The 22,181-nt window shown below is 65.3% G+C and carries 26 protein-coding genes and 1 pseudogene; 12 read left to right on the top strand and 15 right to left on the bottom strand.

The window, feature by feature from the left end:
• Positions 1 to 172 precede the first annotated feature (172 nt).
• Together OHQ90_RS01575 and OHQ90_RS01570 are read right to left on the bottom strand one after the other, a co-directional pair.
• Entirely contained in the window at positions 173 to 841 is a 669-nt protein-coding gene (locus OHQ90_RS01575; protein ID WP_328406767.1) for a class I SAM-dependent methyltransferase, read from the bottom strand.
• Positions 842 to 1,191: 350 nt separating this feature from the next.
• Entirely contained in the window at positions 1,192 to 1,929 is a 738-nt protein-coding gene (locus OHQ90_RS01570; RefSeq protein ID WP_328406766.1) for a TetR/AcrR family transcriptional regulator, read from the bottom strand.
• Positions 1,930 to 2,047: 118 nt separating this feature from the next.
• On the opposite strand from OHQ90_RS01570, the gene OHQ90_RS01565 reads away from it, so the two are divergent.
• From OHQ90_RS01565 to OHQ90_RS01555, 3 genes are all read left to right on the top strand, one after another.
• Positions 2,048 to 2,647: an NADPH-dependent FMN reductase gene (locus tag OHQ90_RS01565; RefSeq protein ID WP_328406765.1), complete on the top strand. Its 600-nt coding sequence runs from the start codon at positions 2,048 to 2,050 to the stop codon at positions 2,645 to 2,647.
• Positions 2,648 to 2,902: 255 nt separating this feature from the next.
• Entirely contained in the window at positions 2,903 to 4,012 is a 1,110-nt protein-coding gene (locus OHQ90_RS01560) for an NADH:flavin oxidoreductase (RefSeq protein WP_328406764.1), read from the top strand.
• Between the two features lie 101 nt (positions 4,013 to 4,113).
• Positions 4,114 to 4,548, top strand: a complete 435-nt coding sequence (locus OHQ90_RS01555) for a DUF4440 domain-containing protein (protein ID WP_328406763.1) — start codon at positions 4,114 to 4,116, stop codon at positions 4,546 to 4,548.
• A gap of 292 nt (positions 4,549 to 4,840) precedes the next feature.
• On the opposite strand, the gene ramB is transcribed toward OHQ90_RS01555, so the two are convergent.
• A complete protein-coding gene (gene ramB, locus OHQ90_RS01550) occupies positions 4,841 to 6,247 on the bottom strand; it encodes an acetate metabolism transcriptional regulator RamB (protein ID WP_328406762.1) in 1,407 nt (468 codons plus the stop codon).
• Between the two features lie 93 nt (positions 6,248 to 6,340).
• Between ramB and OHQ90_RS01545 the strand changes: the two genes are divergently transcribed.
• The 6 genes from OHQ90_RS01545 to OHQ90_RS01520 all read left to right on the top strand — a co-directional run bounded on the left by OHQ90_RS01545 (position 6,341) and on the right by OHQ90_RS01520 (position 11,155).
• Entirely contained in the window at positions 6,341 to 7,852 is a 1,512-nt protein-coding gene (locus tag OHQ90_RS01545) for an ATP-dependent DNA ligase (RefSeq protein WP_328406761.1), read from the top strand.
• 217 nt (positions 7,853 to 8,069) lie between these two features.
• Positions 8,070 to 9,458 carry an inorganic phosphate transporter gene (locus OHQ90_RS01540; RefSeq protein ID WP_328406760.1) on the top strand — a complete coding sequence of 463 codons (1,389 nt, stop codon included), beginning with the start codon at positions 8,070 to 8,072 and terminating at the stop codon, positions 9,456 to 9,458.
• Between the two features lie 112 nt (positions 9,459 to 9,570).
• Positions 9,571 to 9,855, top strand: a complete 285-nt coding sequence (locus tag OHQ90_RS01535) for a hypothetical protein (RefSeq protein ID WP_328406759.1) — start codon at positions 9,571 to 9,573, stop codon at positions 9,853 to 9,855.
• Positions 9,856 to 9,866: 11 nt separating this feature from the next.
• Positions 9,867 to 10,202, top strand: a complete 336-nt coding sequence (locus OHQ90_RS01530) for a DUF3349 domain-containing protein (RefSeq protein ID WP_328406758.1) — start codon at positions 9,867 to 9,869, stop codon at positions 10,200 to 10,202.
• 10 nt (positions 10,203 to 10,212) lie between these two features.
• Positions 10,213 to 10,506, top strand: coding sequence for a DUF3349 domain-containing protein (locus OHQ90_RS01525; RefSeq protein WP_328406757.1), 294 nt, complete (start codon positions 10,213 to 10,215; stop codon positions 10,504 to 10,506).
• A 283-nt stretch (positions 10,507 to 10,789) separates the two neighbouring features.
• Positions 10,790 to 11,155, top strand: a complete 366-nt coding sequence (locus OHQ90_RS01520; protein WP_328406756.1) for a hypothetical protein — start codon at positions 10,790 to 10,792, stop codon at positions 11,153 to 11,155.
• Here OHQ90_RS01520 and OHQ90_RS01515 read toward each other — a convergent pair.
• Positions 11,140 to 11,598: a DUF4254 domain-containing protein gene (locus OHQ90_RS01515; protein WP_328406755.1), complete on the bottom strand. Its 459-nt coding sequence runs from the start codon at positions 11,596 to 11,598 to the stop codon at positions 11,140 to 11,142. The two genes, OHQ90_RS01520 and OHQ90_RS01515, sit on opposite strands and share 16 nt — an antisense overlap.
• 65 nt (positions 11,599 to 11,663) lie before the next feature.
• Complete coding sequence (locus OHQ90_RS01510; RefSeq protein WP_328406754.1) at positions 11,664 to 11,960, bottom strand: hypothetical protein; 297 nt, start codon at positions 11,958 to 11,960, stop codon at positions 11,664 to 11,666.
• Positions 11,961 to 12,153: 193 nt separating this feature from the next.
• On the opposite strand from OHQ90_RS01510, the gene OHQ90_RS01505 reads away from it, so the two are divergent.
• Together OHQ90_RS01505 and OHQ90_RS01500 are read left to right on the top strand one after the other, a co-directional pair.
• Positions 12,154 to 13,014 (top strand): helix-turn-helix domain-containing protein, encoded by an 861-nt coding sequence (locus OHQ90_RS01505; RefSeq protein ID WP_328406753.1) that lies wholly within the window; start codon positions 12,154 to 12,156, stop codon positions 13,012 to 13,014.
• Positions 13,015 to 13,025: 11 nt separating this feature from the next.
• Complete coding sequence (locus OHQ90_RS01500; RefSeq protein WP_328406752.1) at positions 13,026 to 13,226, top strand: DUF397 domain-containing protein; 201 nt, start codon at positions 13,026 to 13,028, stop codon at positions 13,224 to 13,226.
• A gap of 46 nt (positions 13,227 to 13,272) precedes the next feature.
• On the opposite strand, the gene OHQ90_RS01495 is transcribed toward OHQ90_RS01500, so the two are convergent.
• The 3 genes from OHQ90_RS01495 to OHQ90_RS01485 are packed head-to-tail and all read right to left on the bottom strand — an operon-like array spanning position 13,273 to position 14,320.
• Positions 13,273 to 13,860: a hypothetical protein gene (locus tag OHQ90_RS01495; RefSeq protein ID WP_328406751.1), complete on the bottom strand. Its 588-nt coding sequence runs from the start codon at positions 13,858 to 13,860 to the stop codon at positions 13,273 to 13,275.
• 35 nt (positions 13,861 to 13,895) lie between these two features.
• Positions 13,896 to 14,087, bottom strand: a complete 192-nt coding sequence (locus OHQ90_RS01490; RefSeq protein WP_328406750.1) for a hypothetical protein — start codon at positions 14,085 to 14,087, stop codon at positions 13,896 to 13,898.
• Entirely contained in the window at positions 14,084 to 14,320 is a 237-nt protein-coding gene (locus OHQ90_RS01485; protein ID WP_328406749.1) for a hypothetical protein, read from the bottom strand. The genes OHQ90_RS01490 and OHQ90_RS01485 overlap by 4 nt, the downstream gene beginning before the upstream one ends.
• A gap of 300 nt (positions 14,321 to 14,620) precedes the next feature.
• Here OHQ90_RS01485 and OHQ90_RS01480 point away from each other — a divergent pair, with 300 nt between their 5' ends.
• Positions 14,621 to 15,109, top strand: a complete 489-nt coding sequence (locus OHQ90_RS01480; RefSeq protein ID WP_328406748.1) for a hypothetical protein — start codon at positions 14,621 to 14,623, stop codon at positions 15,107 to 15,109.
• Between the two features lie 20 nt (positions 15,110 to 15,129).
• Here the strand turns inward: OHQ90_RS01480 and OHQ90_RS01475 are convergent, their stop codons facing one another.
• The 7 genes and pseudogenes from OHQ90_RS01475 to OHQ90_RS01450 all read right to left on the bottom strand — a co-directional run bounded on the left by OHQ90_RS01475 (position 15,130) and on the right by OHQ90_RS01450 (position 22,147).
• The gene (locus OHQ90_RS01475; RefSeq protein WP_328406747.1) at positions 15,130 to 15,639 is read right to left on the bottom strand and encodes a putative immunity protein; all 510 of its coding nucleotides are present in this window, start codon (positions 15,637 to 15,639) and stop codon (positions 15,130 to 15,132) included.
• Entirely contained in the window at positions 15,636 to 16,247 is a 612-nt protein-coding gene (locus OHQ90_RS01470) for a putative immunity protein (protein ID WP_328406746.1), read from the bottom strand. Before OHQ90_RS01470 ends, OHQ90_RS01475 begins: the two co-directional genes overlap by 4 nt.
• A gap of 785 nt (positions 16,248 to 17,032) precedes the next feature.
• Positions 17,033 to 17,147: pseudogene (locus OHQ90_RS39295) on the bottom strand (RNA polymerase subunit sigma-70); the annotation flags it as partial.
• A gap of 85 nt (positions 17,148 to 17,232) precedes the next feature.
• On the bottom strand, positions 17,233 to 18,588 hold the full coding sequence (locus OHQ90_RS01465; RefSeq protein WP_328406745.1) for a glycosyltransferase 87 family protein: 1,356 nt from the start codon (positions 18,586 to 18,588) through the stop codon (positions 17,233 to 17,235).
• A gap of 343 nt (positions 18,589 to 18,931) precedes the next feature.
• Positions 18,932 to 19,759 carry a class II fructose-bisphosphate aldolase gene (locus OHQ90_RS01460; protein WP_328406744.1) on the bottom strand — a complete coding sequence of 276 codons (828 nt, stop codon included), beginning with the start codon at positions 19,757 to 19,759 and terminating at the stop codon, positions 18,932 to 18,934.
• Positions 19,760 to 20,027: 268 nt separating this feature from the next.
• Positions 20,028 to 20,981, bottom strand: coding sequence for a 1-phosphofructokinase (locus OHQ90_RS01455; RefSeq protein WP_328406743.1), 954 nt, complete (start codon positions 20,979 to 20,981; stop codon positions 20,028 to 20,030).
• Complete coding sequence (locus tag OHQ90_RS01450; RefSeq protein WP_328406742.1) at positions 20,978 to 22,147, bottom strand: N-acetylglucosamine-6-phosphate deacetylase; 1,170 nt, start codon at positions 22,145 to 22,147, stop codon at positions 20,978 to 20,980. The genes OHQ90_RS01455 and OHQ90_RS01450 overlap by 4 nt, the downstream gene beginning before the upstream one ends.
• Positions 22,148 to 22,181 lie beyond the last annotated feature (34 nt).

Here is a 22,181-nt window from a genome sequence, read left to right as displayed (position 1 = left end):
CCATGAGCGGAATTGCATGCTCGTGCCTGACGCGAGCGGCCTGAGGCAACACCGTGTCCGGCCTGATCAGCAGCTACGGTCATATCCGCCCAAAATTCAGCGAGTTCGACCGGAACCTCCTGACCTTGTTCGACAGCGCAGCGTGAAACGAGCTCAGAGCCACTCGAGAGTGTCAGCCACCGCTTTTGGTGGCCACGCCCGTGATCAGCGGTCGAATAATCGGGGGCATCGCCCGCCACGACGCTTCCTGTACCTCTCCAAGCTCCAGCCCGCAGGTCCGGATCAGCTCGAGGGTGGCACGGTTGCAGTGGCAGCCCTCTGCGAACCGGCGCCACGGACCGGCGAGGCGATCCTGCCAATGGGCAAGTCGCGGCGACTGGGAACGGACATGTTCGAGGAACAGCAGCTGGCCTCCGGGGCGTAGCACGCGCCCAATCTCCCGCAACACCGGATCGGCTGCGTCGACGGTGCACAACACAAGAGTTGAGACGACCGTGTCCACGGTTTCATCCGCGAATGGCAGCTGTTCCGCTGATGCGTCGAGCACCCGCGCCCGACGTCGACTGCGATGCAGCCTCCGCGCCAACCGCGCACGCATTGCGGCTTCGGGTTCGGTCAGGATCAGCTCGGCGAGGTCGTCGGGGTAGTACGGCAGGTTAAGACCAGTACCGCTGCCCAGCTCGACCGTCCGCCCCCTCGCACGGCCGAGCAAATCCTGTCGACGAACGCCCATGCCCGCCTTCTCGCCCACCCACAGGAGCGGGTCGTACAGGGCCGAGAACGCCCGCGCCCACAGGTCCGAGCTCTCCACAGCTGCCGCAGGTGCGGCGCCACTGTTCACACACTCGACCGTACGCCGCTCGAACGCCTTTCGACACAGAGCCTGTTGGCTCGTCGGCGACCCAACCGAAGGTGTTGAGAAACGTTGCTGCGCTCAAACGGTCAGCGCATCACCGCTGCTGAGATGCTCAGCGTGAACCTCTTTTGGGGGGCTGCGGTAGCCGAGCTCGCCTCCGAGGCGGTGGCGATCTGGAGCCGCTACGTCACCACACCCCGGTTCCGATCACTGGCTGGCTGGAGACCATCGACAACCCGCGATACCTCTGTATTTGTCAAGCAGCTTCGGTGTGGTGGTCGGATTCGACTGGCTCGGTGTGTCGCTCGGGACACGGTTCGCCAGCGCGGATGTCCTCAGATCGCCAGGCGCGCCGCAATGCCATCGAGGACAGAGTCCAGGCCGATCTCGAACTGCCACTGCACGTCGTCCTTGCGGTCGGCCTCGTGGATATAGCGTGCGTACATCGGGTAACGGCCCGTGTTCATGAGCCAGGTCATCTGTGTGGCCAGTCCCGCGCGGGCCTCCTCGCGGGTGGACCAGCCGCGCACGTGGAGCATCTGACTCAGCCTGACCTCCGAGTCGACCGCGCCGTGTACATAGGCGGTGACGGTGCTGTAGACCGCCATGGCGGTGTCCACGTCGAGCCCCAGGCCGTCGAGTGCGACGAGCGCCGCCTCCGGCACTGCCAGCTGGTTCGGGGTCGGTGCGCCGCACGCCGCCCGCGTCACCCACGAGTGCTGGAGCAGGACCTCCCTTATGCGCAGGGCGACGGACCGCATGGTCGCGCGCCAGCCGTCCTTGCTGTCGGGCAGATCCAGCTCCGCGTAGACGAAGTCGGCCATCAGCTCGAGTAGCTCGTCCTTGCCGGTGACGTAGCGGTACGCGGCCATGGGGGCGACGCCGAGTTCGGTGGCCAGGCGGCGCATGGTGACCGCGTCGAGTCCTTCGGCGTCGGCGACGGCGACGGCGACCTCGGCGATCCGCCGGGGAGTGAGGGTGGTGCGGGGAGCCGGCGCCGGTCGTTCGAGTCGCTCCCACATCGAGACGGGGTCCTTGTCCTCGCTCGCTGACTGTCTCTCCTGGGAGGCCATCGCCTGGGTTCCTTCCGCCGAATGATGCTGTGTACAGCGTACCTGGAGTAGACGACGTACACATCAATGTGTACGTTGTATATTATGGATACAGCGTACACATTGTTGAGGGGTTTTCGTGGCTGACTCGACCGACGACATCCTCCGCACCGCAGTGATCATCGGCAGTACCCGGGACGGGCGGTTCGGTCCGGTCGTCGCCGACTGGTTCGCCGGACACATCGCTCAGCGCACGGACATGACGGCCGACCTGATCGACCTCGTCGAGACGCCCCTGCCGGCCGTTTTCCCGGCGTTCGGGCAGGCTCCTTCCGACGAGGTCGTGGCACAACTGGGCGCGGTGTCGCCGCGGCTGGCCCAGGCTGATGCCTTCGTGATCGTCACGCCCGAGTACAACCACAGCTTCCCCGCGTCGCTGAAGAACGCCCTCGACTGGCACAACGAGCAGTGGCACGCCAAGCCGGTCGGCTTCGTCTCCTACGGTGGACTCGCCGGCGGGCTGCGCGCCGTTGAGCAGCTTCGTGTCGTGCTCGCGGAGCTCCACGCTGTCACGATCCGCAACACCGTCAGCTTCCACAACTTTGGTGAGGTCTTCGGCGCCGACGGCAAGCCGTCCGACCCGGGGTGCGACGTCGCGGCCAAGGCCATGCTCGACCAGCTCACCTGGTGGGGGCAGTCCCTGCGCGAGGCCAGACGCGTCCGTCCGTACGCCGTCTGACATCGCGCCACAGCGATGAACGACCGACCGCCCGACACTCCCGCGCTTCTTCCTCGCGGCGCTCGACGAACAACCGATCCTCACACCAGGCTTCCCCGATCGTGGGCGACCTCGGCCACTACAGCCCCGGGGCCCCTACCTGCGACTGAGGCGGAACTCCAGCCACCTCTAGTTCCCATACCCGCCCAAGCCGCCGACCGCATGGCCTGAATCCCTCGTCGCAGCATGGTCGGCCTTTATCGAAAGCGAACACCGATGCCCACGAATCCCCTCGAACGTGCCAGGAACATCCTGGTCCGCCCGTTCTCACTGGGCAGTCTCACGCTGCCCAACCGCGTCGTGATGGCGCCGATGACGCGCGAGTTTTCCCCCGGAGGTGTGCCGGGCGACGACGTGGCGCAGTACTACGCCCGACGGGCGGCCGCCGGTGTCGGTCTGATCATCACCGAGGGCGCCTACGTCGGCCACGATTCGGCGGGCAGTAGCGCCCGGGTCCCGCACTTCTACGGCGACGAGGCCCTGGCGGGCTGGTCGGCCGTGGCCGAGGCGGTCCATCAGGCGGGTGGCCGGATCATGCCGCAGTTGTGGCACGTCGGAATGGATCGCACCGTTGGCAATCCGCCGGTCCTCGACGCCCCGCGGATCGGCCCCTCCGGCATCGCCCTGGACGGCACGAACTCGGGCCGAGCGATGACCCAAGCGGATATCGACAATGTGGTCGCGACGTACGCCACGGCAGCGGCGACGGCCGAAGCACTGGGCTTCGACGGCGTCGAGATCCACGGTGGCCACGGCTATCTGATCGACCAGTTCCTGTGGGCCCACACCAACCGGCGCACCGACGCCTACGGGGGCGACATCGTCGGCCGTACCCGTTTCGCCGCCCAGACCGTGGCCGCGTGCCGGGACAGCGTCTCCAGCGACTTCCCGATCTCCTTCCGTTTGTCTCAGTGGAAGGTAAACCGCTACCAGGCGCGGATAGCCGAGACGCCGCAGGAACTGGAGACCATGCTCGGCCTGCTGGCCGACGCGGGCGCCGACGCCTTCCACTGCTCCACCCGGCGGTTCCAACTCCCCGAGTTCGAGGGCTCCGACCTCAACCTGGCGGGCTGGGCCAAGAAGCTCTCCGGAAAACCCGCCATCAGCGTCGGTTCGGTGGGTATCAGCAACGAGTTCCCCCAGATGTCATTGGGCGAGGTCACGGACATCGGCGAGCTGCTCGACCGCATGGAGCGCGACGAGTTCGACCTCGTGGCGGTCGGCAGGGCCCTGCTGGGAGACCCCGAGTGGCTGGCGAAGGTCCTCGCCGGCCGCATCGACGATCTCACCCCCTTCCACGGGGGGCTGCTCGGCAGTCTCCACTGAGCCGTACGGCCGCCTGCCCGACCGCAGGCCGATGATCCTGTCCGCGCAGGCGGCGCCGTGCCCTATGTAACTGATAGTTGAAGTGATTGGAGCAAGGAAAAATGCAAACCCGACCTACTCTCGGTGATCCATCGCGCGCTACCACGGCCCACGAGGTGGCCTCACGGTTCGCCGAAGGGCTACAACAGTCAGGCGCAGCAGGCGACGCGGATGGCTACGATGCCGCTTTCGCGGCAGACGTGGTGTGGGGCAGTCCGTATGGTGCGTCAGTAACCGGCTACTCCGAATTGAACGCCATACACCGCCGCTTGATGGCCGCACAGGTTGCGCCGCGCTCACACTTCGAAGTCGTTGGCGCGACTTCGCCCGCGCCGGGGGTCGTGCTGACCCAGATCTGCAGGCTCGCCGCCGAAGCGGGCGGGTTCTCCGAGATCGCTATGTACGTACTGGTCGAGAAGGATGGCGGATGGTGGCTCGCGGGGGCCCAGAACACGCCTATCACTGATCCACCCCAACGAACCGACTCGAGTTCATGATCTGCTCGCGTAGGGGCACGTCTCATGCGTGGTAGTCGATGCCGCCGAATCCTCTGCGTTGCATAAGGTCCTGCTCGACCAGCATGCCGTCGAGGCGAACCGAGGCGAACCGAGGCGAACCGAGGCGAACCGAGGCGAACCGAGGCGAACCGAGGCGAACCGAGGCGAACCGAGGCGAACCGAGGCGAACCGAGGCGCCGCAGACGGGGCTGGCCCCATCCAATGTGGGTGGGGCCCAGTTGGTTTCGAGGTGGTGACTACTCGGCTGCAGTGGCGGACCACATGCATCGGCCTACTTGAGAACGTACGGTGACACCGAGCTGCGGTGCTCGCTGATATCCAGCACCTTGCCCAGCGGCGGAAACGCGCGCTGCGGGCAATTGGCGCGTTCGCAGACTCGGCAGCCCGCGCCGATCGGGGTGGCCTTCGCCTCGTCGAGATCTATCCCGTCGGCGTAGACGACCCGGCTCGCATGCCGCAGTTCACAACCGAGGCCGATGGCGAACGTCTTGCTGGCCTGGCCGTATCGGGTTGCTCGCCGCTCCACGGTGCGGGCGACCCACAGGTATTTGCGGCCGTCGGGCATCTGGGCGATCTGGGTCATGATCTTGCCGGGGTAGGCGAAGGTCTCGTAGACATTCCACAGCGGGCAGGTGCCGCCGCTGGCGGAGAAGTGGAAACCGGTGGCGGACTGGCGTTTCGACATATTGCCTGCTCGGTCGACGCGGACGAACGAGAAGGGCACGCCGCGCAGTTTGGGGCGTTGCAGAGTCGAAAGCCGGTGGCAGATGGTCTCGTAGCTTTGGGTGAAGAAGGCCGAGAGTCGCTCGATGTCGTAGCGGAAGTCCTCGGCGACCTCGAGGAAATGTGTGTAGGGCAGCACGGTGGCCGCGGCGAAATAGTTCGCCAGGCCGAGCATGGCCAGTTTGCGGGTGTCCTCGGAGACGAAATTGCCTTCCTCGACCAGCTTTTCGAGCAGTTCGCCGCATTCGAAATAAGCCAATTCGGCGGCGAGTTTGAAGGTGCGCTGTCCGCCGGACAGGTGCGGGGCTATCTCCAGTCGCTGGGTGTCCGGGTCGTATCGGTGCAGCACCCCCTCGCCGAGGTCGATGCGTTCGACGATCCGCACATCGTGCGCGCGCAGCCTGCGCGCGATCTCGTTGTTGATGTCACCGCCGTGGAATCGGATGCGGGCGGTGAGTTCCTCTGCGGCGGTATCCAATTCGTGGATGTAGTTCTGCCGCTGATAGAAGAAGTCGCGCACTTCCTCGTGTGGCTTGCTGATCGTCGCGCTGCCGGAGCCGTCGGCGAATCGGTCCTCGGTGGCGGCGGCCAGCTGCGCGGAGGTGTTTCGGTAGCGGTTGTGCATGTTGACCAGTGCGCGCGCCATGCTCGGGTGCGCGGAGACCATGTCGGCGATCTCCTGGGTGTCGGCCTCGATGCCGAGCTCCTGGTCCATCACGACCTCTTGGAGTTCGGCGATGAGCCGGGTGTCGTCCTGTGAGGAGAAGAAGGTGGCGTCGACGCCGAAAACCTCGCTGATCCGCAGCAGCACCGGCACGGTGAGCGGGCGCACATCGTGTTCGATCTGGTTGAGGTAGCTCGCCGAGATCTCCAGCTTCTGGGCAAGCGAGACCTGGCTCAGCCCTCGTTCGGCCCGCAGCTGACGAAGCCGCGCCCCGACGTAAGTCTTGGCCATCTGTCCAGTTTATGGCCGCTTTCACAGCCCTGCCAATGGTGAATTAGCAGCAGAGCTGAGCGATATGTCACACCCCCGGGTTACCGTCAGGTGGTGCTGTTCTCGGATGTCGTGCGGACCTCGGAGACCGTCCGCGCGACGCGGTCCCGTAAGACCAAGATCGCCGCGCTGGCCGGACTGTTGTCCGATGCCGCGCCGGACGAGCTGGCCCCGGTGGTCGCCTGGGTTTCCGGCGAGCTGCGGCAGGGGGGCATCGGCACCGGCTGGCGCACGCTCACCGCGATGGATGGTGCGCCGAGCGACACTGCGGCACTTGCGGTTTCGGATGTCGATGGCGCGCTCAGCGAGTTGGCGGGCATCGCGGGCGCGGGTTCGGCGAACCGGCGCAAGGGGTTGCTCACGGCGTTGTGGACCGCGGCGACCGCCGATGAACAGGTGTTCCTACTCCGGCTGCTGACCGGTGAGCTGCGCCAGGGTGCGCTGACCGCGGTCGTCGGCGAGGCGGTCGCCGTCGCGGCGCAGGTGCCGGTGGATCTGGTTCGCCGGGCGTACATGCTGTCGGGGCAACTGCCGGTCACCGCCATTGCCGCGCTGACCGGTGGAGTGGACGCGCTCACCGAGTTCCGGCTGGAGCTGGGTCGGCCCATCCAGCCGATGCTCGCCTCGCCCGGCGCTTCGCTGGAGGAGGCGATGGCCGAATTCGACGGGGAGGTGACTGTCGAGCACAAAATGGACGGCGCCCGGATACAGGTGCATCGCGACGGATCGCGGGTATGGGTGTTCACCAGGACGCTGCGCGATATCACCGCGAGCGTGCCCGAGCTGGTCGATCTGGTTTCCCGGTTGCACTGCACCAGCGTGGTGCTGGACGGGGAAACTCTCGCGCTGACCGATTCGGGTCGGCCGCGCCCGTTCCAGGAGACGATGAGCCGCTTCGCCGAGGTGAGCTCGACCAGAGAACTGTTGCTGCACCCGTACTTCTTCGACTGCCTGCACCTCGACGGCCAGGACCTGCTGGACGCCCCGCTGTACGAGCGCCGCACGGCGCTGACGAAAGTTGCTGTCGAACACAGTATTCCGGCTCTGCTGCGGCCGGATCCGGAGGCGGCTGCCGAGTACTTCGACGGCGCGCTGGCCTCCGGGCACGAGGGCGTGATGATCAAATCGTTGCACGCGCCGTACGCGGCCGGTCGACGTGGCCGCGCCTGGCAGAAGATCAAGCCGACCCACACCCTCGACCTGCTGGTGCTCGGCGCCGAGTGGGGGTACGGCCGCCGCACCGGTTACCTGTCGAACCTGCATCTCGGAGCCCGCGATCCGAAAACCGGCGAACCGGTGATGGTCGGCAAGACGTTCAAGGGCCTCACCGACGCGCTACTGCACTGGCAGACCGCCGAATTTCCGCGCCACCAGCGCGCCCGTGACGACCAGACCGTGTATTTGCGGCCGGTACTCGTCGTCGAGATCGCGCTCGACGGCGTCCAGGTAAGTCCGCGCTATCCCGGCGGGGTCGCCCTGCGCTTCGCCCGTGTCGTTCGCTATCGCCCGGACAAGGAACCCGCGGACGCCGACACCATCGAGACCGTCCGCGCCCTGTTGCCATGAGCCGCCGTTCGCCGCACCGCAGTACGTCGCGTCGCGTCGCGGGAGCTTGCCGGCGATCAGAATCTCGGCGAGGCCCTGACCTCGGACGGTGGACCGTAGCGGGGGCTGCTCACGCTTCGGCAGGTAGAGGCCAAGTCTACGGTAACCGATCGAAATCGAGTCCCGGCAGACGGCAACCGCATCGCAATTCAGATGGCCGGTACTTCACACTGGAGAGGTGACCGTCGAATTACTGGTTCTTCTGATCGTCATCGTCACGGCACTCGCATTCGATTTCACCAACGGCTTCCACGACACTGCGAACGCGATGGCGACCTCGATCGCCACCGGCGCACTGCGGCCGCGCGTGGCGGTCGCACTGTCGGCGGTGCTCAACCTCATCGGCGCGTTCCTGTCGGTGGCTGTCGCCGCGACGGTGGCCAAGGGCATCGTCCGGCTCGACGCCGTCGACGGCCAGGACCTGTTGATCATCGTGTTCGCCGGCCTGGTCGGCGGCATTCTGTGGAATCTGCTGACCTGGCTGCTCGGCCTGCCCTCGAGTTCGTCGCATGCGCTGTTCGGCGGCCTGATCGGTGCGACCATCGCCGCGCTCGGCTGGAGCGGAGTGATCTGGGCCTCCGGTTCGGACGGCGTGCTCACCAAGATCGTGCTGCCTGCCGTGCTCGCCCCGATCGTGGCGGCGCTGGTTTCGGCCATCGGCACCTGGGGGGTTTATCGGATCACCGAGAAGTCGGATCCGAACAAAGTCGACGAGGGTTTCCGCTGGGGCCAGATCGGTTCGGCCTCACTGGTCTCGCTGGCGCACGGCACCAACGACGCACAGAAGACGATGGGTGTCATCTTCCTGGCGCTCGTCGCGCACGGCACCCTCACCAAGAACGACGAGATGCCGCTGTGGGTGATGGCGGCCTGTGCTGTCGCCATCGCGGCGGGCACCTACCTGGGTGGTTGGCGCATCATCCGCACCCTCGGCAAGGGCCTCGTCGAGATCGACTCTCCGCAGGGGCTGGCCGCCGAATCCTCGTCGGCCGCGATCATTCTCACCTCGGCCCATTTCGGTCTGCCGCTGTCCACCACACAGACCGCCACCGGCTCGATCCTCGGCACCGGGCTCGGCAAGGGCGCGGAGGTCCGCTGGAGCGTGATGGGTCGAATGGCCGTGGCGTGGCTGCTCACGCTGCCGCTCGCGGGTGTGGCGGGGGCTATCTGCTGGGCCATCGCGCACATCATCGGCGGGCTCGCGGGCGTGCTCGTCGTGTTCGCGATTCTCATTGCGCTGTCGGCTGTCATGTACCTGCGTTCGCGGCGCGACCCCGTCGACACCAGCAATGTCAACGAATGGCCCGGCCGGACACCGGACGCAGACGAGCCGATCGAATCGCCCGGCGGGGCGCGGCCGGCAGACGACACGCCGGACGCCGATTCCGGCATTGCGAAGGACGCTGCTACCGCGAAGGACACTTCGTCGTCTGCCGCTGCGGCGGGTGCCTCGTCGTCGGCCGAGGGCAGGCCGGGCGGCGTGACCGCGGACGGGTTGTCGCCACCCCCCGGCACGTCCTCATCGGAGGGCCCCGGCACCAAATCCAACCGTTCCGCTCAGGTGTGAAGCATGTCGAACAACGTGCTGTATCCCGCCCCGCTCAGGCGTCGCATGCGAGCAGCCGCACCGGTGGATCGTTCCCGGTCCGTTGTCCACAGTAGGCATTAGGAGGAGCACCGTGCACACGCTCATCACGAATCTGAACTCGCTGTGGAAGGTGACCGCGGCCGGCTTGGTGCTCGGTGCGGGCTTGCCGATCATCTTCGCCGTCGGAGTGCGGTTCTGGTCGGCGGCCGATTCGGTCACCGCGGATGGCCGTGCAGTCCAACGCAATTACCCGGCGCTGGCCGGGGCTCTGGTGTGCTTCGGGTTGATCATCGCCGCGATCATCACCGGAATCCTCTACACCGCCAAGGCATTCCTCGCCGCCAAATTCGGTATCCACCTGTTCGGACAGGCCTGAAGGGCGGCATCGTGACAGAGCAACCGAAATCCACGCAGGGGCGACCGAATGTGCTCAGCCGGGTCATCGGCTGGCTGCGCGCCGGATACCCGCAGGGGATCCCCAGCTCCGACTATGTCGCCCTGTTCGCCGTGTTGCACCGGCACCTGACCGATTTCGAGGTGGTCGCGATCGCCGAGGTACTGGTGAGCGAAAACCCGGACACCGAGATCAGTCACGCCGATATCGAGACGGCGATCACGCGGTTCGCGATGGAGCAGCCGGACGAACACGACGTCGCCCGCGTTGCCTCGCACCTCGCCGCAGGCGGTTGGCCACTGGCCACCCCCTTCCCCGACGCCGATTGAACCCAGCCCGATGCCGCCGTTTCTCCACGCGATCATCGACTGGCTGCGGGCCGGATATCCCGACGGTGTCCCGGAATCCGACTACATCCCGCTGCTCGCCCTCCTGCGCCGCCGCCTCTCCGACGACGAGGTCCGCCAGATAGCCGCCGAATTGGCAGCCACCGGTGACCTCTCCGCCGACAAGACCGACATCCAGGTGATGATCACCAAGACCACCAACGAAATGCCCTCGGAAACAGACGCCGCGCGGGTCCGGTCCCGCCTGGAAGCCCACGCCTGGCCCGACCCGGCCTCCGGCGAATAGCAACCGGACCGGCGCTGCTCGAATCCGGCTCGCGCCAGCAGCTCCACGGTATATCAGCGCGCTTCCCGCCCGATTACATTGTTGGCGAACGGGACTCGGCTGTGACGTATCTCGCTTGATGCCCTGTTCGGTGACCGGTCCCGGGCGTTGCACAGGGCAGGTGGGCCGAGCGACTACGGCCGATGGGCAAATGTTGGTCCGCAGCAGCGCACTTGGTGGGGACCAAAGTTTTGCGACAATGTTTGGGTATTGCCAGTATGGGGAACTGGTTAGGGTCGGCGGGGTGATGGATGCGGCGTTGCGGGTGGAGACGGCGAGCGGGGAGGCGTGGGAAAACCCTTCTGCGGACTTGTTGTTCGACCTGCTGAGTGAGATGAATCTGCGGCATCGGTTCGTGATCGTGGATCGGTTGGATGCCGAGCCGGTCGGGCAGCACTACATGCAGATCTATCTCAACGACAACATGAGTTGTCAGATCGAGTTCCGTGAGGGTGGCTCCGACCGGCACTTCGCGGCACGCGTGGCGGGCCCGTTCGATATGTCGGGACACGAGACCGTGGCAAAAGTGTTGCAGGGCTGGGCTTTCGGGAAGCCAGGATGGCGGGAGGCGCTGCCGTGGTCTCGGGTGGTGGTTCAGAGCCAGCCCTGACCGGAGCTGTAGGGCCGATGGCCGCCGAGGTCGGGCAGGCGGCGGATGCCGGCGGAGACCTCGAAGGCGAGATCCTGGTAGCCGAGGGCGAGCTCGGCTAAACGCTGCCAGGCGTCGTGCACGATCCAGTCCGGTGCGGTGCGCAGGGCCGCGTAGGCGCAGGTGGAGAATTGGGCCATTCTGTCGATCACGGTGCCGACCGTCTCGGTGTGCATGTGCGCGCCACCGTGCGGAAGCGGAACTTCGGTGGCAATCCAGCGATCGATGGTGAGTACGAAATAGGCTCGCCGCTCGTCGATTTCGGCCGTCGAGCCCAGCGCGCAGTACCTGCGCTGTTCGTGCAGTCCCGCCAGTTGGTGCGCGGATGTCAGAATCGGATGATCACCGCGCGGCAGGCTGCGGCAGGCTTCCAAGATCATTTCCTTCGGCGGCAGTGGTTCCATGCCGATTACCCCTCGTTCGAATGATGCTGCTGGACAACGACCTACCTGTACAAGGCTGACAATCCTCAACGCCGATGCCGTCCACGGAGTTTGGTAATGCGATGCCGTGGTAGCGATGTCTCCCAGGGGTTTTCGTTGACAGCAAGCCCCAAAGCTTCCAACGCGGTCAGCCCCATCCGCCCCGCAAGCTCATCCATCACCGCAACAAACTCCGCCGCCTGAATCGCAGCCGTCGCCTGCTCGGTAGTAAGCATCCGTCCCCGTAAATACGAGACCACCCACGCGTCATCACTGACCCGCCGCGCCTGATGCGCGGTCCGATCCCCAACCATCCATGCCTGATCGACAACATGCACAGCCATGCGCCCCCCTCGATCCCGCGCCGTGCGGGCCCGGCTGGAACGCTCCCGCCTGTGATCTGAGACACATGAAGCCTAGGGTTTGGTCCATCGATAAGTCAAGTTGACCTATCGATTTCACCACTGATTGATCTAGTCTGCTGGGAGGTACGGTCATCTCCACGCATCGTTAGAGCTGGAAGGACACCATCCGCCGATGGCACCACTCTCGCCAACGGTCGCCCGCTGGGAACTCATGCTCCGAATCAAGCGCAGGCGCAGCGAGTTCGACGTCAGCGCGTCGGTCATCGCCAAGGAACTCGGCTTCACACTGTCGTACTGGTCGAAGGTCGAGAAGGAACGCGTCCTGGCCGAGGACAAGCTGAAGAGGCTGATGTCGCTGCTCGAGTTCGACCCCGCCGAACGCGACGAGATGCTGCGGTTGCGCGAGATCGCCAGGCAGCGCGGGTGGTGGTCGAGCTATGCCGGATTGCTGTCGGATGAAGTCTCGCGGCTATATGGGCTCGAGTACGGAGCGCACAACATTCGGAGTTATGCGAGCGTCCTGATCCCCGGGCTGTTGCAGACCGAGGACTACGCCCGTGCGGTGATCGCCAACGACACTGCCCGCGTTCGGCAGGTCGAGATCGATCGATGGGTGGAGGTACGCATGCGGCGTCAGCAGCGGCTGACCGGCGCGGAACCGCTGTATTTCACCGCACTTGTCGGCGAGGCTGCCCTGACACAGCGAACGGGTGGTACCGAGGTCTTGAAAGGCCAGCTACGCCATCTGGTCTCGATCGTCCAGGAGCACCGCGATTCGGTGAACATTCGCGTCATCCCGTTCGACGCGCCCGGCGGTGCGCTGCTGGCAGGCGCATCGTTCCACCTGCTCGGGTTCGAGAACATGCTGCTACCCGACGTGGGGTGGACCGAGACATTGGTGCACCTCGGAGTGATCGAAGACGCCGAGCCGGTAAGGCATCTCAGCACTATGTACGCCAACACCATCACCGATCATGCCCTGTCACGGGACGATTCGATAACGTTGATCGAGCGCAAACTCGGTGAGCTGTAGGCTCGGCCGATATGGATGGCGTGCCGGGCTGGTTCAAGTCGTCGTATTCGAATGACAGCACTGCGTGTGTAGAAGTCCGGTTCGAAGGCGACCGGATTCTCGTCCGCGACAGCAAGTATCGGGGGCTGCCCGACGCTCGTCCAACCCTCGAGTTCGGGCAAGTCGAGTGGGCTGCCTTTACCGCAGCCATTCGAACGTCGCCGCCCGCGTGATCGACCGAAGTCGCCTCGCAGTCTCGCGGGGTAGCACCAAACCCTTCTACTGAGGTTCGCGCCCAAGGGTGCGCTGACGTTCTCGCTCCTCGACGCGTTCGCGGTCCCTGGCTTCGTTGTGATGACGATTGGCGTCATATTCGTCCGCGAATTCGCGCAGCATCTCTGCCATACCGGAGAACATGTCGCCGCCGTCGTCCGGGTCATAATCATCGATCATGAGTTCCATCAACCCGTAGGCGGTGTCACCCTCGGCGTCGAACCCATATTCGAGCAGTGGATTGACGTGATCGTAGAATGAATGGTCACGACCGAACCATTCGTAATCCTCCCAATGTGCCCCCGCGAACCTGATGAAGCATTCACCTAAAAAGCAGATGAACGCATCTGCCATGTCGGCGTTCTCGGGAGCCATCGCGGTAGTCATGTCCGGGAACAGTTCCACGACAATAGAATCGAGCCGTTTTACCTCCACCGACCCTTCCGGCCACGGCTCCGAAGGGAAGCGGCTTATGCCTGCATGGTCCATGAACTTCTGGACTTGCGCCTTGCGGCGATCGGGGTCTATCCATTTCCCCCATGCTGTCTGCTCAACTGGCACGCCGAGGTCCATCGTCATCTGTTCGTCGTCCACTGGCCGGGCCTTCCTCTCGTGCTGGCTGTCTGGTTTCACAGTGCATCGAATCTAGTCGGCTTGTCGGTGTCGCAGCGGTGAGACGCCGCCTTTTGCAGGCGAGCGGCAGCCGCGTTGTACGCATCCGCGAGTGGCCCGGTCGGGGGACGGCCCCCGTCATGAAACGCATCCGAGGCGCGCCGGAATTCGGCAAGGGCGGTTTGGTATTCGTTGTCTGGTGTGCTCATGACATGCCTCCTCGTCGGTCTGGGGATGTGCAGGGGATGTGGTGGGTCGGGGTGATCAGGTTGCACACCACTGCGATGGCCCGGGCGTTGTGCTTGATGTGGTCGGCGCTCGGCGCGATTACTGCCGAGGTACCCGAATTGTGTGCTGTGGTGACGATCAGGACGGTGGGCATGAACGTGTCGTGCGCGATCGTGACCAGCCGCATCAGGGTGTATCCATGCTGGTTGGCCAACTCGGTGATGACGCGTTCGTCTCTTAACCGGTGTGGGCCGCTGACATCGAGTAGTAACAGCCGATTGCTTTAACAGTCACAGGGTTCGCTGCTCGACGGGTCGGCAGCGACGTCCGATTTGGGGACCGTGATCGAAAGGCCGCAACCACATTCAAACATGTGACACCTCCCGCACCTTGCCCGGTCCCAAACACGCGCGAACCGAGGCGATCACGGCGAGCCCGGAGGGGCGGAACGTGTCCCGTGGCGGCTCGACCCAGTACCGGACTTCACCGGACCGCCGGGTCTGCGGAGGCGCGGTTGCTTTGTGGGCTCGCCGCATCGGTTGCGAACTCGGGCGATTCTGAGCGTGCATTAGAACTGCTCGACGAGACGGAGCGGGCGCGCGAGGGCGCGGGACCTGATGAGGTACCCGGGCTTTTCACGTTCACCCCTGCCAAGCAGATCTACGACCGCGGCTTCTCTTTGATGTGGGCTGAGGACAAAAAGACGTTGCGCCGGTTGGCGAGGGCGTCCGAGGATGCAATCGCTGCGTGGCAGGTGCAGCGCTCGCCCGGTGACGAGATGCTGAGCCAGATCTATCTCGCGACCGCCAGTGCACGGTTAGGCGATCTGGATAGCAGAATCGCGGCGGTGTCCCCTGTCCTCGACAATCCGATTTCGGCGCGCTTCTCGTGGGTTCGCAAGCGGCTCAATCAGCTGAATGGGTTGTTGAGTAAGCACTTTCCGGATTCCGTGGTTGCGAACGAGATGCGGAATACGTTGAACGCATATACGCACGCGGCCTAACTGCGAGAGAAGCGTAGATCTCAGTCGGAGAAGACCGACCAGCAGATGCTGTTGCGCCGGATCTGGTCTTCGAGGACAAGCCTGCGGACCGGGGCAGGGAGCTGCGTACGCTGCCAGTCACGCTCGATCCGCTCCGCCCGGGAATTGCCAGGGTGCGCGCGTCGAGCGGCCTTGATCGCGTATGCAGCGGCGCCGAGATCGTGTTCGGCGACATGTCCAACGCATGCGGCTTGTCCGGCTGCGTAGGCGGCGAATCGGGCCGCGCCGACGAGCGGCCTGGCCGCGCCCATCGAGTGACCACCTGCGGTGCGGGCCTGCATCATCGGCAGGTCGCCCCTCGCCCACGCTCTCGCGGCCGCGACTGCGTCCCGTGGCCGTGGATCGTCGGGCAGTTCACGCTCGAAGTAGTCGAGAACATGCTCGGCGCAATCGGCGGCCCACAGCGCGAGCAACCGATGATCGGCGTCGGTCAGCGAGCCACCCCGACGGATCGTCACCATCCGGGGATCTCGGATCTTGGGCAGAATCATCGCTGCTCCGACACTCGGTCGTGTGACCCGGGCGGGGTTCGCGACTGGTCTCGCAGACGGTCGTCGAGCTCGTGCACCAGCTGACTGACCCGGTTCGTTCCGGCGCCGATCCTCGGGTAGCGGCAGAGGACGTCGATCAACAGCGGCGTCGCGAGGTCGACGATGCGCTCGACAGGATTACCTGCGGCCTCTTCCTCGCTGGTGGGGCACAGTTCGAACACCCGGATGGTGTGCGCAGATGCGCGCAAAATGTGATTGACCTGGACAGCATCTGCCAGCGGATGCAGGTACGCCGACGCCGCGGCATCGCCTGCGGCCATCGCGGCGTGGAACGAGACCGGCGACGCCGCTTCCTTTGCAGCACGGTGGGCCGCCGGTGCTGCCACACGTTGGGTGCGGGAGCGGCGGTCTCCCTGCGCGAACGCGACGGCGGCGGCGAGTGCTTCGCGGGGTCTGCCGTCGTCGGGGTGATGCGCCTGGAAAAGCGGGAGCACCTGCTCAGCCGAGGCCACGGCAAAGGCGGTCACTGCCCTGAGCTCGTTCAAGGTCAAGGTGAAGTCTGGAGTGCGCAGCTCGCGCAGGGTGGGAGGCTCTGGCTGGATGTTCATGCTCTCTGATCGTAACTTTGAACCCTCGGTTGAATGTAGGACCAGCTTTTCCTCGTTACAGCGAGTGAAAACCTTCAAAGGAGGGGATGGATGCTGCCGGTGGACCTGGCACGTGCGGTGGCGGTGTCGCAGCAGGCTGTGTGTAACTACGAGGATGCTGGCGTTCTGCCGACCGCCCCGGGGCATAGCTGGGGCCTGGCCGAGCCGCCCGGATTCGAACGGTCACATGGCCGGGCATGATCCGCTCAGTCCGACGACAACTCATTGCTGAGGCAAGCCGTAAACAGAGCCAGCTCACGAGTCGGCGCGGACCTTTATGAGTCACGCGAACGGCTGACGATCGCATAAGCGGCAACGTATGCGGTGGTGCGACCCCTCCTTCGGTACGGACCGCCTCCGTAGCGCCTGCGTGCTCATCCCGTACTGGGCCGGACTCGCGATCCTTGATCCGCTATCTCGTCCATGTTGTGGATTCCCGTACGTCACTGAGCCGGTGTTCTGCCGCCCCAGCGCCCCATAGTTCCCAGCGGACTCACAGCCCGATCGCGGTAACCCTCGAGGTCCCCCGAGCAGGCTTATCCCGTCGGTAACGGAAGCGGCCCGCCTCACCCAACGGCCCAAACCACCCTTCCGACCGACCCAGGTGGCTCACTGCCCTGACCCACCGCCCGCCGACCGGTGGCTCCGCACCCTCGCCGGCGCCACCGGCCGGTATCCCCGCCCGCGAACGGCATACATCCGCGCCGAATCGCGAGTGTGTCGCTCCACGGTGTGCCACTGGTCCTCCGGCGGTGTCGGCGGGAGCGCAATATGCAGGCACTCCCGGGCGACGACGGTGGTCAACCATCCACCGAGGTTGTCGAGCTGTTCAGCGTCGGAGCGGCTCAGCCGCAGCCAGGCAGGTCACCGGACCCATGTGCGCCATCACAACTCGCCGACCCAGTGACAAAATGTGGCTCGGTGTGAGTGGGTGCGCCGGTGCGGGTTAGGTCGCGGCGTGGGTCAGGTCGCGGGTTGTGGTGGGGATTGCGGTTGTGGTTGGGGCGGGGGGTTTGGGGGTTCGGGGGAGGAGGTAGGCGATGGCTGCCAAGAGGGCGGCGGTGGCCAGGAGTGTGTAGGAGTTGCCCAGGAGGAATTGGGGGAGGGTCCAGTGGAATTCGCGGCCGAGGGTTTGCGGGACGAACCAGATCAGTCCCTGAGGGAGGAGGGGGAGATCTGGGTCCCAGGAGCCGATGCGGTCGACCTGCATCGGCCACGCGAAGGTGAAGAGGTAGATGGCGGCGGGCACGCCGATTCGGATGCTGCGCGGGCGGTTGCGCAGTGCATGGAAAATCCACATCGCGGCGGGGACGATCCAGACCCAGTAGTGGGTCCAGGAGATCGGGGAGGCGAGCAGCATGACGGTGGCCGCGAGGAGGGCGCCGAGTAGTTCGTCGCCGCGCAGGTAGGCGACGCGAGCGGCGGCTATTCCGGTGATCGCGAGCAAGCCTGCGCCGACGAGCCAGGCTTCGCTGCTATCCCATGTCGTCCATTGCAGGCGACCGAAAAGGCCGTTGATCGACTGATTCTGGACGTAGGCGAAGCCGATTCGGTTCTGCGAGGACGTGGTAGTGCTCCAGAACTCGAACGCCTGGGTCGGGCGGTACCAGAAGCCGATCGCGACGGTGGTGGCGAAGGTCCCGGTGGCTACGGCGGCGGCTTTGAACTGGCGTGTGATGAGCAGGTAGACGATGAACACCGCCGGGGTCAGCTTGAGGCCGGTTGCGATGCCGATCAGGATGCCCCGATACCGGCGATCCTTGGGGATGGCGAGGTCCGCGAGCACCAACGCCATGAGAATCACGCTGAGCTGACCGAACTGAAATGCCTGCTGCACCGGCTCGATCCAGATCGCGGCGGCGCTGACGGCGATTGTCATGGCGACCATGCCGGCTCCGCGCCGATGCCGCTGGAGTGCGGCGGTGCTCCACACGCTCACATACAGCGATGCCATGGTGAGGACCACGATGCCGGTCCCGATGTAATTGATCGAGAATCGTGACAGCTCGGCGCAGATCCACGCGGCGAAGACGGGGTAGAGGAAGGGCAGGCCCATCGGTCCGCGGCCGTCGTACAGCAGCTCGGGGTGCACCGCCGCGGTCGAACCGCCCCACATATAGACCTGTAGGTCGATCTGGTGCCAGTACATCTCCCAATTCGGCCGCAGGAATTCCAGCCAGACGCCGACGGATAGGGCAGCGAAAGCTATTGCGGCACAAAGGGCCGTCAATGTGTGCGGGGACCGGGACGGCTCGACAGTCCTGGCAGCGCGCTGTTCTCCCATTTGCAGGATGGCAGCCATGTAGTTGTGTTTCCTTCATCAGGTGAGACAGCACAGGCGAAACGAGCAAATAGTTAGCTAAACTAAGGGCAACTCAGCCTATCATCTCCACGTGTCCATGCTCTGCCCATGCTTTCCCGGGCATGGGGAGATCACGCCCCCGCTGGTTCCGGCTGGATACGCCACCTGAGCTGCGACGATGCACTGCCTCGGGCGGATCGGTCAACGGAGTGATCGCAGGCGCGCGCACGCCGTGGTCTCGGAGCCGAATGTGGGTTCCGGTTGCGCGGTGCTTGCCGCAAGGTGGCTGCCGCGCCGGTGAAAGCTGGTGTGGAGAGGCTCTGGCAGGCGGGTGGATGTTGGGCTACGCGGCCAGCAGGTGCAGGAGGTGTTCGACCTCTGAGCGGACAGCGGCGCGTGCGGGCTTCAGATACTTGCGGGGATCGGACAGGTCGGGACTTCCCGCCAGGGTGACCCGGATTGCTTCCGTGGCAAGGACATTCAGGCGGGTGGCGATGTTGATTTTGGTCATGCCGTGTTCGACGGCGGCGCGCAGACCTTCGTCGGGGACACCGGAGGAGCCGTGCAGCACAAGGGGGACAGGCACTTTCGAGGCCAGTCGAGAGATGAGGTCGTTGTCGAGTTCGGCGGTGCGAGTGTGCATGGCGTGCGAGGAGCCGACTGCCACGGCCAAGGCGTCGACGCCTGTCGTCGCGACGAATTCGACCGCTTCGTCGGGATCGGTGCGGACGCCCGGTGCGTGCGCGCCGTCTTTGCCACCGACCTCACCCAATTCGGCCTCGACGAAGACGCCGTGATCATGACACCAGCGGGCCACTTCCGCGGTGGTCGCGACATTGGCGGTGTAGTCGAGGGTGGAGCCGTCGTACATGACCGACCGGATGCCGAGATCGACGGCGGCTCTGATGAGGTCGAACGACGTGGCGTGGTCGAGGTGCACGGCGATGGCCGCGGTGCTGTCCGCGGCGATCCGCAGGCACGCGAGCGCGATAGGAGCTATGCTGCCGTGGTAGTTGACCGTGTTCTCCGAAAGTTGCAGCACCACTGGAAGTTTCGCTGATTCAGCCGCACCCGCGATGGCCTCGGCATGCTCCAGGGTGATCACATTGAACGCACCGAGGCCGCCGGGGCGTGCGGAGGTGATCAGTTCGGAGACGGGCGTCAGAGTCATTGTCGGGTCTCCTGGAGCTCGGGTCGGCCGCGGGAAGCAGGCACGGCCTGAAATGCATAAGCAGTGCGCTCATCATCTGATGAGGCGAGGACGGGTTTTCGGAACACCCCGTAGCCGACTACACGGCGGGCCGGTGAACCAGCATGCCGGGCGTGATCGGTTGGTCCGGCGGTATGGTCTTCGGGATGCTTCGCGTGACCGGCTCTTGGTTGAGCGCAGTCCGGGCGATGTGGAGCGCCGGTCATCATGGGAGCCTGGTGTTTCGCGCTCATGGTGAGGAGTCCTGCGGGCTGGGTTCGGCTAGCTTTTCGAGGTGGACGGTGGGGATGAGCCGAGTACGGGCGCAGCGGTCTATTTCGCCTGCCACCGGGATCAGCACTGCTGCGGCGGCGGTGGCGACTGCGTCGACGAGGATGGCGGGCCAATCGGGTTCGGGGCCTTCCGAGAGGGCAGAGATGACGGCTGCGGCTGCGGAATCGCCTGCGCCGGTAGGGTTTCCGGACATCGGTTCGGGGAGGTTCGCGAACCAGGAGCCGGCCGCGGTGATCGCGATCATGCCGTCGGCGCCGCGGGTGGCGATGATGGCGCGCACTCCTCGATCGACGAGTGGGCGCGCGGCGGTCGCGACCTCGTCGGGTGTGAGCGGGACTCGGCCGGTGAGGCGTTCGAGTTCTTCGGTGTTCGGCATGAGGATGACGCCGGGGATCTGGGCGGCAAGACGTAGGGATTCGCCGTCGACATCGCAGATAGTCGGAACGCCTGCGGCGATGGCCGTGCGGGCGAGGTCGGCGGGGAGGCTGGACGAGACGCCGCCGGGCAGCGATCCGGAAATCACCAGTCCATTGATATCGGGTAGTAGGCCGGCTACTCGCACGGCGAGCTGTTCGACGGCATGGGGATTCGACACGCGCGCGCCGGGTTCCCACAATGCGGTGGCGGTGCCGTCCTCGGATTCGCTGATCACCACCGTGCGCCGGACCCACGGCAACGCGTGCACGAAGTCCACCGGCATCTCCAGTTCGGCGGCGGCCGCGAAGGCATGGTCGGAAAAACCCGTTGCCCGGGAGTATTTTCCGAGCTGATTGAGCACCCGCGTCACGTTGATGCCTTTGCCGCCGATGCGTTGCTCGACGGACCTGACCCGATGCGCCTGGCCGCGTTCGAAACGCTCGACGCGATAGGTCATGTCGTAGGCAGGATTCATTGTCACGGTGAGGATCACGTCAACCACTGTCCATGTCTGAGCACCCGGCGCAACTGTAGATTGTCATCAACTATCAACAGGTCCGCGAACTGGTCGGTCGAGATATCGCCCACATCGGCCAATCCGGCCGAATGGGCCGGGATAGAAGTGGCGGCAATCACAGCATCGCGTAGTGGGACGCCGCAATCGCGCACGGCCCAGGCCAGACACTGCAGCAGGTGAGCGGTACCCCCTGCGATGGATCCACTTGCCACTCGGGCGACGCCGTCGGTAACCCGCACCGCCTGCGGACCGAGCTGATAGTCGCCGTCCGGCATACCCGCCGCTTGCATCGCATCGGTGATCAGCGCGACCTGTCCCGGCGCGGTCGCGAAAGCCAGTGCGGCGAAACCGGAGTCGACATGAACCCCATCGCCGATCAGTTCGACGACCACGTCGCCGGTCGCCGCAGCGACCAATGCGGCGGCAACCGGACCGGGCTTGCGATGATGCAGCGGCGGCATACCGTTCGCCAGGTGCGTAACCAGACTTCCGAAACCGTTGGGGCGCAATGACTTACGAAACTCGTCGAAGGTGGCGTCGCTGTGCCCGAGAGATACCGCCACATCGTTGTCGGACAGCCGTTCGGCGACTGCGCGATATCCCGGAAGTTCCGGCGCGATCGTCATCACGCGCAGGTGTCCGCCGGCGGCGGACAGTAGTCGATCGGTCAGTTCGAGGTCGGGATCGCGCAGGTAGCGCGGATCCTGGGCGCCACAGCGGGCCGACGACAAAAATGGCCCCTCAGCATGAATTCCGCCGATCATTCCGGTCTCGGCCAGCCCGGCCAGCATGGTCGTCTGCGCCACCATGTCCGCCGCGGCCCCGGTGACAACGCTCGCCAACACCGTGGTCGACCCGCGCGAATGATGAAACTCGGCCGCCGCGCGCGCCTCCGCGTCGTTGACGGTGTCGAACCGGTGTCCGAACCCGCCGTGATTATGGATGTCGACCAGCCCGGGCAACACCGTGCCACTGAATGTCGGGATAGCCGAATCAGGATGCGCCGCAGCCCATTCCGTCACCGACTGCACCGCGTGGATCCGCTCGCCGCGAACCGAGACCACCCCGTCGTCGAGCACCTGCGCCGCGGAAACAATCCGCCCGCGAACGTGGAACTCGGCTGCCCGGGCCTGCCGCGTCATGCGCCGCCCCCGTTCCTGAGCATGGCGCAATCAT

This window comes from Nocardia sp. NBC_00403, assembly GCF_036046055.1.
Taxonomy (GTDB): Bacteria; Actinomycetota; Actinomycetes; order Mycobacteriales; family Mycobacteriaceae; genus Nocardia.
The sequence above is the reverse complement of the archived record's forward strand: the minus strand, read 5'-3'. Positions and strand labels throughout refer to the sequence as shown.

Coding starts and splice junctions, on each gene's coding strand:
- OHQ90_RS01570 (WP_328406766.1), bottom strand. CDS start 1,929: ATGGCCTCCCAGGAGAGACAGTCAGCGAGCGAGGACAAGGACCCCGTC.
- OHQ90_RS01560 (WP_328406764.1), top strand. CDS start 2,903: ATGCCCACGAATCCCCTCGAACGTGCCAGGAACATCCTGGTCCGCCCG.
- OHQ90_RS01555 (WP_328406763.1), top strand. CDS start 4,114: ATGCAAACCCGACCTACTCTCGGTGATCCATCGCGCGCTACCACGGCC.
- ramB (WP_328406762.1), bottom strand. CDS start 6,247: ATGGCCAAGACTTACGTCGGGGCGCGGCTTCGTCAGCTGCGGGCCGAA.
- OHQ90_RS01525 (WP_328406757.1), top strand. CDS start 10,213: ATGCCGCCGTTTCTCCACGCGATCATCGACTGGCTGCGGGCCGGATAT.
- OHQ90_RS01515 (WP_328406755.1), bottom strand. CDS start 11,598: ATGGAACCACTGCCGCCGAAGGAAATGATCTTGGAAGCCTGCCGCAGC.
- OHQ90_RS01510 (WP_328406754.1), bottom strand. CDS start 11,960: ATGGCTGTGCATGTTGTCGATCAGGCATGGATGGTTGGGGATCGGACC.
- OHQ90_RS01505 (WP_328406753.1), top strand. CDS start 12,154: ATGGCACCACTCTCGCCAACGGTCGCCCGCTGGGAACTCATGCTCCGA.
- OHQ90_RS01500 (WP_328406752.1), top strand. CDS start 13,026: ATGGATGGCGTGCCGGGCTGGTTCAAGTCGTCGTATTCGAATGACAGC.
- OHQ90_RS01490 (WP_328406750.1), bottom strand. CDS start 14,087: ATGAGCACACCAGACAACGAATACCAAACCGCCCTTGCCGAATTCCGG.
- OHQ90_RS01475 (WP_328406747.1), bottom strand. CDS start 15,639: ATGATTCTGCCCAAGATCCGAGATCCCCGGATGGTGACGATCCGTCGG.
- OHQ90_RS01470 (WP_328406746.1), bottom strand. CDS start 16,247: ATGAACATCCAGCCAGAGCCTCCCACCCTGCGCGAGCTGCGCACTCCA.
- OHQ90_RS01465 (WP_328406745.1), bottom strand. CDS start 18,588: ATGGCTGCCATCCTGCAAATGGGAGAACAGCGCGCTGCCAGGACTGTC.
- OHQ90_RS01460 (WP_328406744.1), bottom strand. CDS start 19,759: ATGACTCTGACGCCCGTCTCCGAACTGATCACCTCCGCACGCCCCGGC.
- OHQ90_RS01450 (WP_328406742.1), bottom strand. CDS start 22,147: ATGACGCGGCAGGCCCGGGCAGCCGAGTTCCACGTTCGCGGGCGGATT.